Below are 15,661 nucleotides of genomic sequence, written 5' to 3' on the forward strand. Positions count from 1 at the left end.
CAAAATTCAGAGCCATCAAGCGATTGTTTGGTGGCTTTGTTGTTTAAGGAATCACTATGAGCCAATGTCCTTGTAAAAGTAATAGACCCTACGCCCAGTGCTGCGAACCGATCCATGCCGATCAATCACGAGCAAAAACCCCTGAGCAGATGATGCGTGCAAGATACTGCGCCCATACATTGAACCTTGTCGATTTTGTCGTGGACACTTATCACCCGAGTTGCGATGCCGAGCACGAACGAGAAGGTATCGCAGAATCCATAGACAGCGATTGGTGTAACCTAGAAGTATTAGAAACATCAATCAACACAGACAATACCGAAGGTTTCGTCACATTTAACGCCTATTTCAATGAAAATGGTGAGCAATACTGCCTCGCTGAGAAATCTCGTTTTGTTTTGGAAAGTGGCCTTTGGTACTACATTGATGGTGAGTTTCCTGAAGGCGCACCAGCAGAAGATGAACCTGTAGTCGCTGCTGTCGATCCACGATTAAACCAAGCGGTAAGCGAGCTAAAAGTAGGCCGAAACGACCCATGTATTTGTGGTAGTGGTAAGAAATTTAAGAAGTGTTGTGGGTAAGTTATAGGTTATAGGTTATAGGTTACAGGTTACAGGTTACAGGTTACAGGTCATTGTGAGTAAATGGCGTCTTGTCAACTTCGTCGCCATCACTTGCTTTTCTATTCCTGTAACCTGTAGGGCATAGCCCGCCCTTCTACCTTTAACCGCTCTATTTGTGCCTTTCTTTCAGCTTATTAATCACATCATTCATTGATAAGCCTTGGTCTTGCAGCAGTACCATTAAGTGATAGATAAGATCTGCTGATTCACAGACTAACTCCGCCTTATCGCCCGACGTCGCCGCAAGCGCGACTTCAACGCCTTCTTCGCCCACTTTTTGCGAAATACGCTTGGTGCCACGGGCATATAGACTAGCGGTATAGGAAGAGTCCGGATCGGCACTCTTGCGGGCAGCCAATAGTTGCTCAAGTTGATGAAGCCACACCATCTGAGACTCTTCTTGTTTGTCTGCATCAAAGCATGTTGTGGTTCCAGTATGACATGTTGGACCAATAGGATCGGCTTTGACCAATAGCGTGTCATTATCGCAGTCCAAGGCGATGTTTTTAAGCTGTAGGACGTTTCCGGACGTCTCTCCTTTTGTCCAAAGGCGCTCTTTAGTTCTGGAGAAAAACGTGACGTTACCTGAATCCGCGGTTTTACTTAACGCATCTGAATTCATGTAGCCCATCATTAATACTTGGCTTGATTGGTAATCCTGTACAATCGCCGGTATTAAGCCGTCAACTTTATTCCAATCGATACGCTTTGCTAGTGCATCTATTTGTTCTACTTGAAAACTCATAATCGTATCTCCACACCCTGTGTTTTAAGGTACTGCTTCAGTTCACCGATATTGATCACTTGCTTGTGAAATACGGATGCAGCTAATGCACCATCTACATTTGTTTTTTTGTATGCTTCTGCAAAGTGCTCCATAGCACCTGCGCCACCTGAGGCGATCAACGGAACGTTACACACAGCGCGAACCATATTAAGCTGCTCAAGATCGTAACCATTACGCACACCATCTTGATTCATCATGTTTAACACGATTTCTCCTGCGCCGCGCTTTTGAACCTCTTGAACCCAGTCGCTGGTTTCCCAGTTAGTCGCTTTTGTTCTCGCCTCATCACCCGTAAATTGGTAAACCTGATACTTACCCGTTTCTTTGTCGAAGTAAGAATCAATTCCCACAACGATGCATTGCACGCCAAATTTGTCGGCGAGCTGGGTTATCAGTTCTGGGTTTGCTAATGCCGGTGAATTAATTGATACTTTATCTGCACCGAACTCCAAAATTCTTGATGCGTCTTCCGCCGTTTTAATGCCACCCGCGACACAAAAAGGGATGTCGATAACTTCCGCGACGCGTGCAACCCAGCTTTTATCGACCACACGCCCATCACTTGATGCTGTGATATCGTAAAATACCAGTTCGTCGGCACCTTCTTCCGCGTAACGTTTTGCAAGCGGTACAATGTCGCCAATAATTTCGTGGTTTCTAAACTGAACCCCTTTAACCACTTGACCGTCACGAACATCTAAACAAGGAATTATTCTCTTAGCTAGCATCTAAAACACCAACCTTAAATCTTTGAAATAACACAATAAACTCCATTTATTATTTTCAAACCCTTTTAAAAATCAGCAAAAAATCAGCATGAGAAATATGACTAAATCTGGCGCTTATGTATTACCACTAAGAGCACTGAATATTTTTGAATTTTTATGCACGGGAAATTTGTAAATTCATAAAGACAATGTACACATTTTTGATTTACATAAAAAGACAAAAATACAGTTTATATCAATCGCCCGTTCAAGCGGGAATGCACGCACACCAACTTGTCCACTTCTTCTTTCACAGACATAAAGTTCCCAAGCTACCTTCACAGCCTCTAGGAGCGATGTATGCAGTTTAGGTCATGGCAGCAATACATAAGACGGTTGATGTCGATTCTATAATTCTAATCGGTGACATCACCCAAATTGAAGTGTTCTGCTTGCAGAACTTGCTACGCAAGTAGAACCAAGTTAGTTCCAAACAGCGACTGAGTCGAATAAAACATCTATCAACAGCACATCGAATTCAGACAAATCATTCATCAAAAAAGTGAAGCACTCTTCCATGGCCAAGAGTACATCTTAGACCTGCCGCAATTCAAATTAACTGCTCTCGAAAAGGACACTACTCATCAAATTTGGTAATCGTTGGTAACTTTGCCTAAAGGCTAATTAATCCGCACTTAGTTTTACAAACATTGACGAATCACAAATCAAAACTGTATATTTATACAGTACTAATTATAAGGTCGTCAAACATGAACATCCTACCGCTTTCTCCATCCAGTATTTCTTGCTCACTCACTTCATGGGAATCGCCTGCTGCGGAGTATGTTGAGCTTGGAGTGTCATTAGATTCTATCTTAGTCAATAACCCTAATGCGACGTATCTGGCTTATGCCAACGGAGATTCAATGGAAAAAATTGGTATATTCAACGGCGACTTATTGGTCATCGACAGAAAGCCGCAAGCACAGCACTTAGATACCGTAATTGTCAGCTTAAATGGTGCATTCATGTGTAAAATTCTTGATGTACACAACAGACTTTTGCTGTCAGCAAATCCTAACCACCAACCTATTGATATTCATCCTGAGGATGCCTTTGCGATTGAGGGCGTTGTGATACGTTCCATTCGTTTACATAAACCCTTACCTGATTTTATATAATGTTCGCTCTCATAGATTGCAATGCCATGTATGTCGCTTGTGAACAAGTCTTTCGACCAGATTTACGTCTCCTACCATGCATAGTGCTCTCAAACAATGATGGTGCAGTGGTGGCAGCCAATCGACTAGCAAAAGAAGCTGGTATTAAGAAATTTGAGCCATATTTCAAGCAAAAACGGCTCATCGAACAGCGTGGTATAAATGTCTTCTCATCAAATTACGCTTTATACGCAGATCTATCAGCAAAAATGATGGCAACAATTACTGCTTTCGCACCAAGAAGCCATATTTACTCAATAGATGAATGCTTTTTAGATATCAGTCGTTTATCCCATCTTGAACCAGACTTAACCTCATTCGGTCAACGAATTCGACAAACCGTTTGGAAAGAATGTCGGCTTCCTGTTTGCTTTGGCGCAGGTGATACATTAACTCTCTCAAAAATTGCAAACAGAGTCGCGAAAGTTGATAAACGCCTCAATGGCGTTTGTATCATTGACTCTGAAGAACAACGTCAACAATACCTAGCATCCCAGCCTGTATCAGAAGTTTGGGGCGTTGGAAGGCGATTGACACAACGTATGAAGTTGATGGGTATTGAAACAGCTCTGGATTTAGCGAATTTAAGCCCTGAAAAAGCAAGATGCTCTTTCAATGTAGAAATTGAGCGGACAGTTCGTGAGTTGAATGGTCAGCCCTGTAAAGTTTGGGACGAATGCAGAGCGGATAAACAACAAATATTTAGCACCCGCAGTGTCGGTAACCGAATAACGGAACTCGAAGAACTAAAACAAGCTCTAGCTTTTCACGCCGCCACCGTTGCAAGAAAAGCACGCAGCCAAAAAAGTTCATCTTCAGTGCTCATGGCTTTTGCTAACAGCTCCCCTTTCGATGATGTTCCACAAAGCTTTAAAGAGACTTGTTCATTCGAATACCCAACCAACGACACCGCTAAACTAACTAAGGCCGTTACATTGATGGCAAAGAGGTTGTACAAACCTGGGGTCAATTATTACAAAATTGGCGTAGGAGCACTGAACTTAGTATCTGATAGACAGCGTCAACATGACTTATTCTCTGAGCCTGAAAACCCTGTACTGATGCAGGCTTTGGATAAGCTGAATCATAAATTGGGAAGAGATGTCATATTTCTTGCGGCTCAAGGAACTACGCATGACTGGGCAATGAAACGTAATTTTTTATCGCCTCAATACACTACGAGATTAAAAGACCTACCCCGAGTGCTTTGTGAATAAACACTCCATAGCATCCAAACCTACCTTTGGATCACATTCGAGCATTTACGAACCACATTTTTGAGAAGAATATGCAAGGTTTAGAGCTGATATCGAAAGCAAGCTAGTCTGCTAGCTAAATCAGCTAAACTGAAGCTCAGTTTTTTGAAGATTAGTTGAACAAAATCGGCCTACTAGCATCAAGCAGAAATGTGTAGGCATTGAGTACTGAGAAAGACTTTTAGCTATAGAAAAGCTAAATTTTTCGCTCTCTCTTATTCGACATCGCTTTTTTTGTTACGTATATCAACGTACCAATAATCCCTGTGAACATCCCTAACCCAACTCCAGTTAAGAGTGCAAAGTTACTGTTGATAAAGTCAATCATGAGTCATTCCTTGAGAAACGGTTCGTCGTCTAAAGCATACATCAATTGAATCCGAATTCAATATGTCGCACTACCTCCGTTGAAGAAGCAGTATGAAAGAGGAGACCTAGCAAGAATTAAGATACTACAGAATCCCTTGGTGATCACAACATTGCCATGATATCGCTGACACACTTCTGGACAGAAGTGTGTCAGCGGTTTTGCTAATTTAGTCTGTTACGGATAATTTTTAGTAGTCTATATAGTCTTATCACGACAGCGGTCGCCTTGAGAAACTCATAGAGGCATCGGGCTTGTTCAACAATCGGATTAAGTGCTGACTTCGCAGCGCTTAATCCTTATTTGTTAGTTGCTGATGAGCCTATCATTCCCAAACAGGTGCATTGCAGTAGATGCCCCTGGACTTATATAAATAGATTCAACATACAAATTAGCTTTGTTGACTGAATAAGAAATATTGTAACCATTTTCCATATTTCTAATAAACTCTTTCAGCCAGATCCCAGGAATAGATACATTTAAACTCCAACTCGGAGAAATGACAGCCTCATACCCTTCCTGTAACAGTTTTTTAACTAAGGTGTGTGTGCTATTCGAATAGTAGTTCTCAACAATACTTCCAGCGTGGCAAACAAACATAATAGCGACTTTTCCAGAACCAAAAATGTTATCTATGTTATATGCTTTCCCATCTGATGGGTATAAACCACGAAATCCTGAATTACCATCACGCCCCCCATGTGATATAAAAACATTAATATCTGAACTAGGGTTAGGAATTAAACCTTCTTCATATATAACATTAGTATCGCCTAAATTTTCTTTGATTTTTGAAAAAGCAATAGAAATAGCAGTATCACCTTCAACTATAGGTGCCCAAACATTTATTTTCTGTAGATCAATTTTATTATTTGCATACGTTAAGTAATTATCAAATGATAATGGCGATGATATTGATTGTTTTAACCCTAAAATATCTCCATCAACTTTTATTAAATTATGAGGAAAGGAAGAAAATCCCACGTCACTAAAAACAACTATATTACTAGAGGAAATTGGAATATTAAAATTAGGTAATCTTTTAACTATAGAATCTTTTTCTTTTAGCCAGATGTCTTCTCTAGTTACAAAAGGGCTACCAGTTATAGGCGAATCATTAAAAGCCAACTCTTGTTGGTAATTTTTAACCCACTCATTAATTTCCTTTTTATTTGTAGATTCAATGTAATCACAAAACGTGAATCCACCATTCTCAAAAACAACAGCGTACACTCGATCATTATTAAACCCAAGCCATAAAAATTGAGAATTAATTACTGACAATCTATCAGAAATGTAAGTTAAAAATTTTCTAAACCTTAATGAATTTTTACTTTCTAGATTAAAAGTTTGATGGATTGTTCCACTAACAGAATCTATAGGATTACCGACAAAACCAACACCTGCATCTGAATTTAATTGATGTCCCAATAAAACGCCTTCAATGTCAGATTTATTAAATGCACTTTCAATCACTCGATTAGCCGTAACGATTAACTGATTTACTTCATGGACATAGTCTGCCTTATTCCTTGTGCGAGATAGGTTAACAAGCCCTTCAATCAAGGCAGCTTTCCCTTCTGAGTTCCCCTTTAAAATCTTCGCTCTAAGGCCTTGAATTTCTTGGCTTGTAAGTTTAGATTCAACTATAGATTCAAATTCTATAATATTTTTTGTTGTTTTATACTCTTGATTGAAGAGTGTATTCATATTACAAATTAGTGCGTACCATGGTATCAAGGAGGACTTGCCAAATTCTAATATTTTATCTTTATTTTCACCAAGATATCGTTCAGTGTCTTTAACAACGCTTGAATTATTTTCCATTATTTGCATGTAAAAATTAGCAAGATCTAGCTTTTGTTTATTATATTCATCGAGATTTAGATCTGATATATATCTTTTGTATATACTTCTTGCCAATTCGAAAAACTGAAAAGTTCTTAAGGCTAAAAATATTGTAATATAAGCCTTTTCCATAAATTCTGCACAAATAGATTCTTCATTGCACAGTGACGTAAAAAGTAGACAACCATTTAATAGTGAATCTATAACATTAGTCTGGCTAGTATAAATAGAAAATCTAGCGTAATGACCATAATACAAAACGTCATCAGCATGAGAGCAAATCAATGCCTCATCTGCATAATCACGGGCTTCTTGGTATAAGCCATCTCTATTCATTCGTTCCAAAATAGAACTAAACTGTATAAAAAACTCGTGTTGACAATCATATTTTTTTGATAGGACTTTAGATATCCCTAGGCAAATAGCTCTTGGAGGCATCTCTGCATTTAGTTCACTAACATCTATTGGTTCACTAACATACTTATCCAGCATAGATCTTGTGCAACAATATATATTTAATTTCTCACTTTCATCTAAATATGGTAGTTTAAAATTTAGTATTCTTATACCTTTTTTTTCACACGTTCCAAAACACCTTTTAAAAAAGCTTATGAATAGTTCCATATCAATTTCATGTGATACATTGCTTCCTTTATAATTAGGTTTATAGCTAACAGCTTCGACCTTATTAAGAAGCAACATCAGTAAATAAGGGACAGAGTTAGAACCTATCTCATGAAGTTCATGTGATAAGTTAGCAGACATTTGTCTTAAATCATCAACTTCTGATCCATTAATTAAATATAATATTTCATCTATTTTTTTAGTATATCTTCATCAACGTCGTTACCTAACGACACCTTCTCAAGAAATAATTTTTTTAACTCTATAATTTTTTGATTCATTCTACTACCTATCTTTATTTTTATTAAATTCTAACCAACCATTAAGAACAGAAAACATGATGACTAATATTGAAACCTTAGCAACTAACGATTTATCTGCGGATCAATTCCGTATATTAAACTATGGAATCGAATGCGTATCAACCCAAAGTAAAGTTTATACAGAACTATAGAGCATCATCGTTATTGGAGATGCTTACTATTAGGTTTAGTAATGTCTTCTTTAGTGGTCGAAACAAACTTTGGGGCAATTCCGTGTTGAACGAAGCTGTTCTGTGGTAGAAAAAACATGAAGCGCCAGCTAGAATTTTACTGAATAAATTTCATGTGCAGTTCTCCCTATTATTATATATCCCTAACTAAGCTGCACATGGACTTGATATGCTCTGCTTGCAGAGCCTAAGGGCTTGCACAGCAAGCAATTTCAAAGTGTAGGTTTTCAGTGATACCGATCGCTCCAGGAAAGACTGCAAAAACGCTCCTAAATAATTTAATTGAAGATGTGTAGTTAACAATCGAACTTACTCATAATATGAACATCAATTACGGCCTAGATTGATAGGGCAAAATTTTACGGATGATCAACTTTAGATAACTTCTCAGCCCTCACTTAAAGACATCCTATTTCAAGTTTTTAAAGCTATAGTCGACTTGTAGAATGGTGCTGAATAGGTAAGGAAAATTTCGTTGTATTGATCTTGACTATCGAGCACAAAAGTGGCTCGAACATGGTCAACGTTGTATGTGGTAAGAACAGACCGTAACCAACCCGCGAGCGAATTATCTAAAAGTATCTGACAATTTACAAACCAAACCCAAGTGGGTTGGTTACCGCGAATAATATCAATTATCTGAGATTCATCTCTATAATTTTCACCAAGTAAGCAAAGATCAACGTAGATAGTTTTAGCACCCAATTCATGATTTATGTGATTGTATACCTCTCGAACCTCTTCGTCGCATTCGTCAGAAAATGCATGAAATCGCATCATTCCTAACTGCCAAACCCCGTGAATGAATCGCTCAGGAGTACCAATCGATTTACTAACAAAATCAGGGTTAAATGGCCGCGGGGTTGCATTATGTTTCATCCGTTACTTCTCTCACGGTTAACCAAAATACAGGTAACTCTGCACTACGCAGAATCATTAAGAGAAGTCACCTCTTTCAATACGTTCAAGCATTTCCAAGACCAGTTCAGGTTCAGTAGTTAAACAATCACGAGGTGTTCGGCCAGATAGTGGGACTTTTGGGTTATTAATCCACTCTAGGGCTAGCTCTGGTGAGTCGAATAACCTGTCTAACGCTGCTCTAATGACTTCATGCTCTTCTAGTAACTTTTCTAGTTCATGTTTATCCGTCATAGCTTCTCCATATGCTACATGTGATACTTTTACAGTAACCCATTCTAACTGTTTTGTATTACTCTCTTATTCCAATGTCGTTTAACTGTCGGTAGTGAAAGATTGGTTGCTGTGGCGACTTTTGACTGACTAAGCCCTTGAGATTTCAGAGCTTGAACTCGCCTCGTAGTAGCTGTCGCTTCAGGCCGCCCTACTCGCTTACCTTCAGCCCTAGCACGAGCTTGACCTTCGATGGTACGTTCACGAATTCTATTTCGCTCAAATTCCGCAAATGCTGAGAACATTTGCAGCATTAGCCTCCCTTCTGAAGAACCAAGATCCTGTATAGGCAAATCTAGAGAAATGGGAGTTACACCTTTCTCGATCAACATACTAATCGTACGTTGAACATCAATATTATCTCTACCCAGCCGATCCAGCTTTAAAACAATCAGGCTATCGCCAGTTTCTAACTTATGGTCGATTAAGGTTTTGAAAGCCTTCCTTTCGATAGCTGGGACAGAGCCAGATACCGTTTCACTAATTATTCGATTCTGCTGGATTTCATATCCAGCACTTCGAATAGCAAGCACTTGGTTGTCAGTAGTCTGTTCACTTGTTGAAACACGGCAATAAGCAAATATACGCCCAGTACTCATTGTAGATCTCAATATTGGTATCATAACTAGTATCAACAATAACAAAGGTATCATAAATAAACAATACCCACTAAATGACACCATGTCAGGTATATAATTAGTAGTATCAACAAACGAGTATTTGTTGATACCACACTATACTTTTTTAACAAATATACTCTGCAAAGCAAGTATTACACCTAAAATAAACCATAAAAGATCAGCGATATTAAGCTAATTCCAAACCAAATGAGAATCACATTGAACTGAAGATGTATGTAAAGAGACCTAGAGGATGAGTGTAATAGTGCGTATTAAAGAAAATAGACATCATTATTCAAACTAAACACACCTTCTTCGTATATTTACAAACTAAATAAATACAATACATAGAGATACAAACAGACGAAAGTTAATTTTGTATTACTACATACCATGAGATGATGAGTAATAAAATTAAAAACATAACATAAAATAAATGTTTACTTTATTTAAAAATGAAAATAATATAATTTTATAATCAAGAATAAATAGTTTCAGATAACGATAAATATAAAGTAACAAGCTGGTATCAAAAATTACTATTCGTCCCGAATAATTTTTAAAATGCTTCACTATGTTCAGTTACGCTAACCGACTTCGTCGTTATCGTTATTAGTAACAACACATAATAATAAGAACAATAAAATGAATAAACAAAAATCAGAAGAAGTGAAAAAATCACTCATAGCATACTCGTTACTAAATAGAAGTAAGCAAAAGACATTTATTAATTTAGTCAATGGAAAAGAAAGTTCTAAAGATGACATTGGCATAATAGTAACTCAATTAACGCCTCCTTACTCTGAATGTAAAAAATTATATTCAGAATTGACTATCGAAAACTACAAGGCAATGATAAACCTTGCAACCATCTCAATACACACTATCAATACAGCTGGCAGAAACAGAGAACAATGCCAAAAATTAGTAAGAAAAATCATGTCTTATTTCAAAGCGACAAGAAAAGATAGTAACCAATTATGCGTAAAAACCGTAAAGACACTTCTGACAGAGTCTGAATACGACAGTTTCATTAGTGCAATGAAAAGTTATAATTATAAAAACAAAAGCGCATTTTTGAGAGATCACGTCACTGATAACATAGAGGTAAAACCGAACAATGATCAAGAATCATATGAATATTTCAGAGTGACACAAAACCTTGCATCACAACTAACAAACCTAATCAGTAACATAAAAAGCACTGATGACTTGAATGATGTAGATAATCTTTTTATGAAAGCAATTAATGAACTAGTACAAAACATATTATTAACTCGAAATCTAGCGGTTAATAACCACAATCAGAAAACATCAAAATATCTCGCACTACATCATTTATCATCGGTTCAATTAAGAGCTTTATACCTTGAGAAGCTAGAGCAAGAAAATGAATAGCCTAATAATTAAAACAACAAATGGTCTATATATGATTTTTGAAGAATTAAAATGTAAAAACAGCAAGCAGACTATATTAGATGCTAATCACCTAGTCCTATATGTATCAAGATCGAGTGATGATGTAACTCGTATGGTTAATTATACGGCTGGAAAAAGAAAAAGTGAACCTGATGCATCCCATTTCATTGTAAGCAATGAGTTAGATGCTGAGGATAACAATCTAGAGAGTATCATTCTACAACTACAAGATGCGTATAAACTGAACAAAAATACACAGCAATCATATAGACACTTCATTGTATCTTTAAGCGAAAATGAATCTCTGAATGATAATGGGTGGCGTAAGGTAATTAAAGAACTGATGACCGCCTTGGGTTATGACAACGCCAAATACATTGCTTATAAGCACAGTGATACCGAAAACGAGCACGTACATATTGTTACTTCAACTGTTGACCTCATGTCTAGGAAAGTGATCAGCAATTGGCAGTCGCATACGAATGCACAAGTTGTAATGAGAAAGATGGAGAAAGAGTTTGGCTTAAAAAAAGTAAATAGCTCAGATAACAACCAATTTAAAACTTCTAACATAAACAAACAGTTTAAGTTTAAACGAATGATTGGTCGAAAAATTGATGTTGCTATCAACAACCTTAACCAAAACTCAAAATTGTTCGACTTTGAGCTTGAGCTACTAAAGGAAGGTATCACAATAGCGCTATCAGAAAGTAGTGATGAAAAATTTAAGGGTCTAACTTACTCTTTTAATGATATCCATTTTTCTGCATCGCAACTCAAATCAGGGAATAAATATACGCTGGGTGGCCTTATAAAAAGAGGAGTACTATGTGAAGGATCAAACGTTATAAGTAACTATATTCCAATCCCAAAGTCCACATTAATAGCTTTCAGTTTAACGCGTAAACAAGCAATACATTATGTAAACAAGCTCAAAGAACAAACTGACAACTTCAATCAATCTATATTTAACAATCAAATGTCAATCTCTACATCAAAAGCAAAAAAAGAAAAATTTAGAAATCATAGGTATTGGCGTGAATATGCAAAAAGAATAAGGGCAAGCAGAACAACAGATCGCATGGTTGAACAGGCAATATTTAAAATTGAAAAGGATATAAATAATAACGGAATCGCAATGAACTCTTTATTGTACAATCTTTTCATTATGTTATTTGAAGATTTAAAGCGAAGCTTTAATCATTTCAACATAGATACTAACTTAAGAAATAGTCAAATCAAAAATAAAACCCAACTAAACTTAGAGAGAAATTATGAATAAGAAAGTGACCTTTAAAACGATCAGTAATAATGTTAATACATTATCTACATCGAAAATAAATAAAACCATTTCAAAATCTATAACTAAACACAAAAATGGAAAACGTATTTACCTGAGAGTTTTCGATAAAAACGTTATGAACACAAAAGGTAAACCTGGGAAACAGATCACTCTAGCTTCACTTCCACTTGATCTTGTCTATATCCCTTCTCTTAATGTATTTCAAAATAAATATGTCACTGAAGAAGGAAAAGCTGGGCTTTACAAAGTTGACGATGATGACTATCGAAGGATGATCAACATTTTAAAGCCTTATGTCATCTATATAAAAAAACACAGAGCGGAAAAACTACACGAGACTGAAAGTGTCGTAATTAATAATAAGCCATACCAGGTTTCAAGCTTAGCCGCTAAGTTACATCACGTAGTTGAACTTATTGACGAACTCGAACACTGTGATAAACAAGGTGTCTCAGTCACTGAGGCACAAGAACTATTTCAGGCTATGTATCGCATTAAACAACGACTCGAAGCGTGTAAACTACCTGATTATTTATATAATGAGTATCTACATAAACCAGGCGATGCTGTAGCCATTGATAGAATAAGAAAAAAACACACACATAAAGTTGAAGACAAAGCGAACCTTAAGAGGCTTGTAGAGTGTTACGACCAACTAACACCGCTAGATATAGTCGACGCAGAAAAGAAGTCTAAACACAGTATTAAACTAAGAAACAGAATAGCATCGATGCGAACTAAATAGAAAAACTAACTAACCTAAGTATTTGTAGAGTGGGTAATATCATATAGTTTCCCACTATTGCTCTTTTTAACATTAAAACCAAGTAATTTAAGTATTTCATTAATTTTTCTCGTAGTGTTAATAGGTTTATTATCACCTATTGTTACCATTCGATTATTTACCAAAACATCATTTAATAACGTTCTTTTTTCATACAATTCTTCATATGCTGCTACGTATGTTGTATCACAACTCCAACGCTTGAATTCTTTGTCACTTATCGCGGCAGTGCCAAGTCTTATGCTATTGGTTCCATCGATCTTCAATGCATCACGAATAATATTAATAGCGTTATATTTCCTTTTTCCTTCAACATCATTTAAACTTGGTTTATCCATACCATTCAATAAAGTATTAACAAATTCTGTATTAGCTTCTTTAGCTTTTCTATTCAAACTAGATTTTCTAACAATAGAGAAACTCTTCGTATCATACTCTCCACCACTAACTATGGTGTATTTCTGTGCTTTCAAAGTCTCCAGTAATGAAAAGTGAAAATTATCTAATATGATTTTATGTCGCCGTGCTAGATCTGCCTCTATTTTTTCATCATCAGAATTAGTGTGAAGATGAAAATTTATAGATGCTCTTTTATTATATGAATTTAATCCAAAAGCAATTTTTTTTGCTTTCCTAACTCGTCGAGAAAACTGCAACATTTTTTTAGGTGTTAACATACCTGTTGATATCGCAAATACTTCATCACAAAATTCTTTCGTAATACTAAAACCTTCGCTCAGAACAGGGCTTGCGATAACTGCACGATATTTTGAAATTTGCTCATCAGGGTCTGACAAAAATTCTTTATGCCATTCTCTATTTGCACTTTTTGGATCCGCTGTTAGCACAAGAACACCAGCCATTCTCGCTTTTTCATAACAAGCAGTAGTTTCATCTCCACCTTTCAACTTAGCCTCAAAACCCAAATCGATTAACCAGTTTTCGATGGTTTTCTTACCATCACAAACAACAAACAATTTCGATATCCCATCATTTAATTTACTCAGTAACGTCTGTTCTACTGCCCGAAACTTGTTTAAACTTACAGAAATTTTTGAGTTATTGTTTTTTTCACATATTGGCAAAACTTCAGCCGTTACAATTTTTTTTGTCTTATTTGATCGCTCTGATGCTTTCATTAAGTTGAGGGTAATATCACGGGTAATTGAATCTGAAATATCTGCATCTAACCACAGGGATTTCGTATTCTCTGAATTTATGACTTCATATAAAGTACGACGGACCAACTTTTTTTCAAAATTTATAACATAGTTGTTTTTTTGACTATATAAGGCTTCATACACCTTTTCGCATTCATCTACAATCACTAAATCTGCATTTAAAACAAAACTTGATATTGCATTTTTCCATAATGACTTAAGTGTTGTAGCCAAGTGAGATGCAGACTCAATTTCAGATAAACTGTCAGAAGAAGTCACAACTTTTACATCTTTCATACTGCTAAATTTGTGAGGGTTGCACTTTTCAGTCCTCGACTTAAAGTCTTCTACGACTGCGGATAAATTAGTGATAAATGCAACTTTTTGATCATTTACATGACATCGTCGTAAAGCATCAATTGCAAGTTCCGTTTTGCCAAAACCAATGGGGGCTTTTAGAATAGTCACATTGGGTAAACGATTCCAAGGGCCTCTAACTAGCGGCTGATGGATTGCAAAACCGATATCATTATTAGTTGCCCCATACGACAAATAGTGCATATCGACTTTATCACTTTTTGTTAAACCAACAGAGTCCTTAACAATTTGCTCGATATAGTCTTTCTTTGCCATTCGAAGAGTTTCTTGAGCTTCATATATGCTGCAACCTAAGATATTGACGACATCATTTAGGAAATCTTCAGAAACGGCATTTAAAACTTCATTTTTGGCATTTGTATTTGCATAAAGAAGCCAACAAAGTTCATTCGTTAATCTGTAGATGGATAACAAGTAAATACATTGACGTTTGGACTCTTTAACTTTTATTAAATCAATGAGTACTTTTCCATTGTTATCAACTAACTGAGCGCTATGCTTCGCCATGGAGAAAATCGTGTCTTCGCTCAACTTATTTAGATATTTACGATCTTCAATACAAACGTTAATAAGCCACTTTTTCATATTGTCTTTCCCATAAAACTCAGAATGGTAATCAACGGTGGCTTTATAATCTGCCTCAGCGATAAGTACTGTTCGCACGCCAAGATTGACAACCCAATCAGGTATCTCAGTGCCAATGACTATGATTAATTGAGTTGATTCTGCATTCAGGAGCTTATGGAACATCTTATTCAACGCTGAAACCTTCTTTGGTGCTTTACAGTGATACATTACGACAGCTGATACTTAGAGAGAAAACCTTAATGGCAACTAGCTCGCAGAACGCGCTTGTACGAAACTAACACCTATAACTATGA

The 15,661-nt window shown here is 36.6% G+C and carries 14 protein-coding genes; 6 read left to right on the plus strand and 8 right to left on the minus strand.

Annotation, left to right across the window (positions count from 1 at the left end):
• The first annotated feature begins 56 nt into the window (after window positions 1–56).
• Window positions 57–581 carry a YchJ family protein gene (locus tag VTAP4600_RS04835; RefSeq protein WP_102521751.1) on the plus strand — a complete coding sequence of 175 codons (525 nt, stop codon included), beginning with the start codon at window positions 57–59 and terminating at the stop codon, window positions 579–581.
• Window positions 582–732: 151 nt separating this feature from the next.
• Here the strand turns inward: VTAP4600_RS04835 and hisIE are convergent, their stop codons facing one another.
• Window positions 733–1,368, minus strand: a complete 636-nt coding sequence (gene hisIE / locus VTAP4600_RS04840) for a bifunctional phosphoribosyl-AMP cyclohydrolase/phosphoribosyl-ATP diphosphatase HisIE (RefSeq protein WP_102521752.1) — start codon at window positions 1,366–1,368, stop codon at window positions 733–735.
• Window positions 1,365–2,138, minus strand: a complete 774-nt coding sequence (gene hisF, locus VTAP4600_RS04845; protein WP_102521753.1) for an imidazole glycerol phosphate synthase subunit HisF — start codon at window positions 2,136–2,138, stop codon at window positions 1,365–1,367. Before hisF ends, hisIE begins: the two co-directional genes overlap by 4 nt.
• A 749-nt stretch (window positions 2,139–2,887) precedes the next feature.
• Here hisF and VTAP4600_RS04850 point away from each other — a divergent pair.
• Both VTAP4600_RS04850 and VTAP4600_RS04855 read left to right on the plus strand, forming a co-directional pair.
• Entirely contained in the window at window positions 2,888–3,298 is a 411-nt protein-coding gene (locus tag VTAP4600_RS04850) for a LexA family protein (RefSeq protein ID WP_102521754.1), read from the plus strand.
• A complete protein-coding gene (locus VTAP4600_RS04855) occupies window positions 3,298–4,554 on the plus strand; it encodes a Y-family DNA polymerase (protein WP_102521755.1) in 1,257 nt (418 codons plus the stop codon). Before VTAP4600_RS04850 ends, VTAP4600_RS04855 begins: the two co-directional genes overlap by 1 nt.
• Window positions 4,555–4,789: 235 nt before the next feature.
• Here VTAP4600_RS04855 and VTAP4600_RS26520 read toward each other — a convergent pair whose 3' ends face one another.
• The 5 genes from VTAP4600_RS26520 to VTAP4600_RS04875 form a co-directional block, all read right to left on the minus strand.
• Entirely contained in the window at window positions 4,790–4,921 is a 132-nt protein-coding gene (locus tag VTAP4600_RS26520; protein ID WP_269459946.1) for a hypothetical protein, read from the minus strand.
• A 345-nt stretch (window positions 4,922–5,266) separates the two neighbouring features.
• Window positions 5,267–7,573 carry a hypothetical protein gene (locus VTAP4600_RS04860; RefSeq protein WP_197708658.1) on the minus strand — a complete coding sequence of 769 codons (2,307 nt, stop codon included), beginning with the start codon at window positions 7,571–7,573 and terminating at the stop codon, window positions 5,267–5,269.
• Window positions 7,574–8,339: 766 nt separating this feature from the next.
• Window positions 8,340–8,804, minus strand: coding sequence for a hypothetical protein (locus tag VTAP4600_RS04865; protein ID WP_102521756.1), 465 nt, complete (start codon window positions 8,802–8,804; stop codon window positions 8,340–8,342).
• 57 nt (window positions 8,805–8,861) lie between these two features.
• The gene (locus tag VTAP4600_RS04870; protein ID WP_102521757.1) at window positions 8,862–9,077 is read right to left on the minus strand and encodes an MbcA/ParS/Xre antitoxin family protein; all 216 of its coding nucleotides are present in this window, start codon (window positions 9,075–9,077) and stop codon (window positions 8,862–8,864) included.
• A gap of 44 nt (window positions 9,078–9,121) precedes the next feature.
• The gene (locus VTAP4600_RS04875; protein WP_102521758.1) at window positions 9,122–9,715 is read right to left on the minus strand and encodes a recombinase family protein; all 594 of its coding nucleotides are present in this window, start codon (window positions 9,713–9,715) and stop codon (window positions 9,122–9,124) included.
• 666 nt (window positions 9,716–10,381) lie between these two features.
• Here VTAP4600_RS04875 and VTAP4600_RS04880 point away from each other — a divergent pair.
• Genes VTAP4600_RS04880 through VTAP4600_RS04890 form a run of 3 tightly spaced genes read left to right on the plus strand, consistent with a single transcriptional unit; the run spans window position 10,382 to window position 13,203 of the window.
• A complete protein-coding gene (locus tag VTAP4600_RS04880; protein WP_102521759.1) occupies window positions 10,382–11,134 on the plus strand; it encodes a hypothetical protein in 753 nt (250 codons plus the stop codon).
• Between the two features lie 31 nt (window positions 11,135–11,165).
• Window positions 11,166–12,437, plus strand: a complete 1,272-nt coding sequence (locus VTAP4600_RS04885) for a relaxase/mobilization nuclease domain-containing protein (protein ID WP_172443071.1) — start codon at window positions 11,166–11,168, stop codon at window positions 12,435–12,437.
• Window positions 12,430–13,203, plus strand: a complete 774-nt coding sequence (locus VTAP4600_RS04890; protein ID WP_102521761.1) for a hypothetical protein — start codon at window positions 12,430–12,432, stop codon at window positions 13,201–13,203. Before VTAP4600_RS04885 ends, VTAP4600_RS04890 begins: the two co-directional genes overlap by 8 nt.
• A 14-nt stretch (window positions 13,204–13,217) precedes the next feature.
• On the opposite strand, the gene VTAP4600_RS04895 is transcribed toward VTAP4600_RS04890, so the two are convergent.
• Window positions 13,218–15,530, minus strand: coding sequence for a DEAD/DEAH box helicase family protein (locus VTAP4600_RS04895; RefSeq protein WP_231897901.1), 2,313 nt, complete (start codon window positions 15,528–15,530; stop codon window positions 13,218–13,220).
• Between the last annotated feature and the right edge of the window lie 131 nt (window positions 15,531–15,661).

The sequence above is a fragment of the Vibrio tapetis subsp. tapetis genome (genome assembly GCF_900233005.1).
Taxonomy (GTDB): domain Bacteria; phylum Pseudomonadota; class Gammaproteobacteria; order Enterobacterales; family Vibrionaceae; genus Vibrio; species Vibrio tapetis.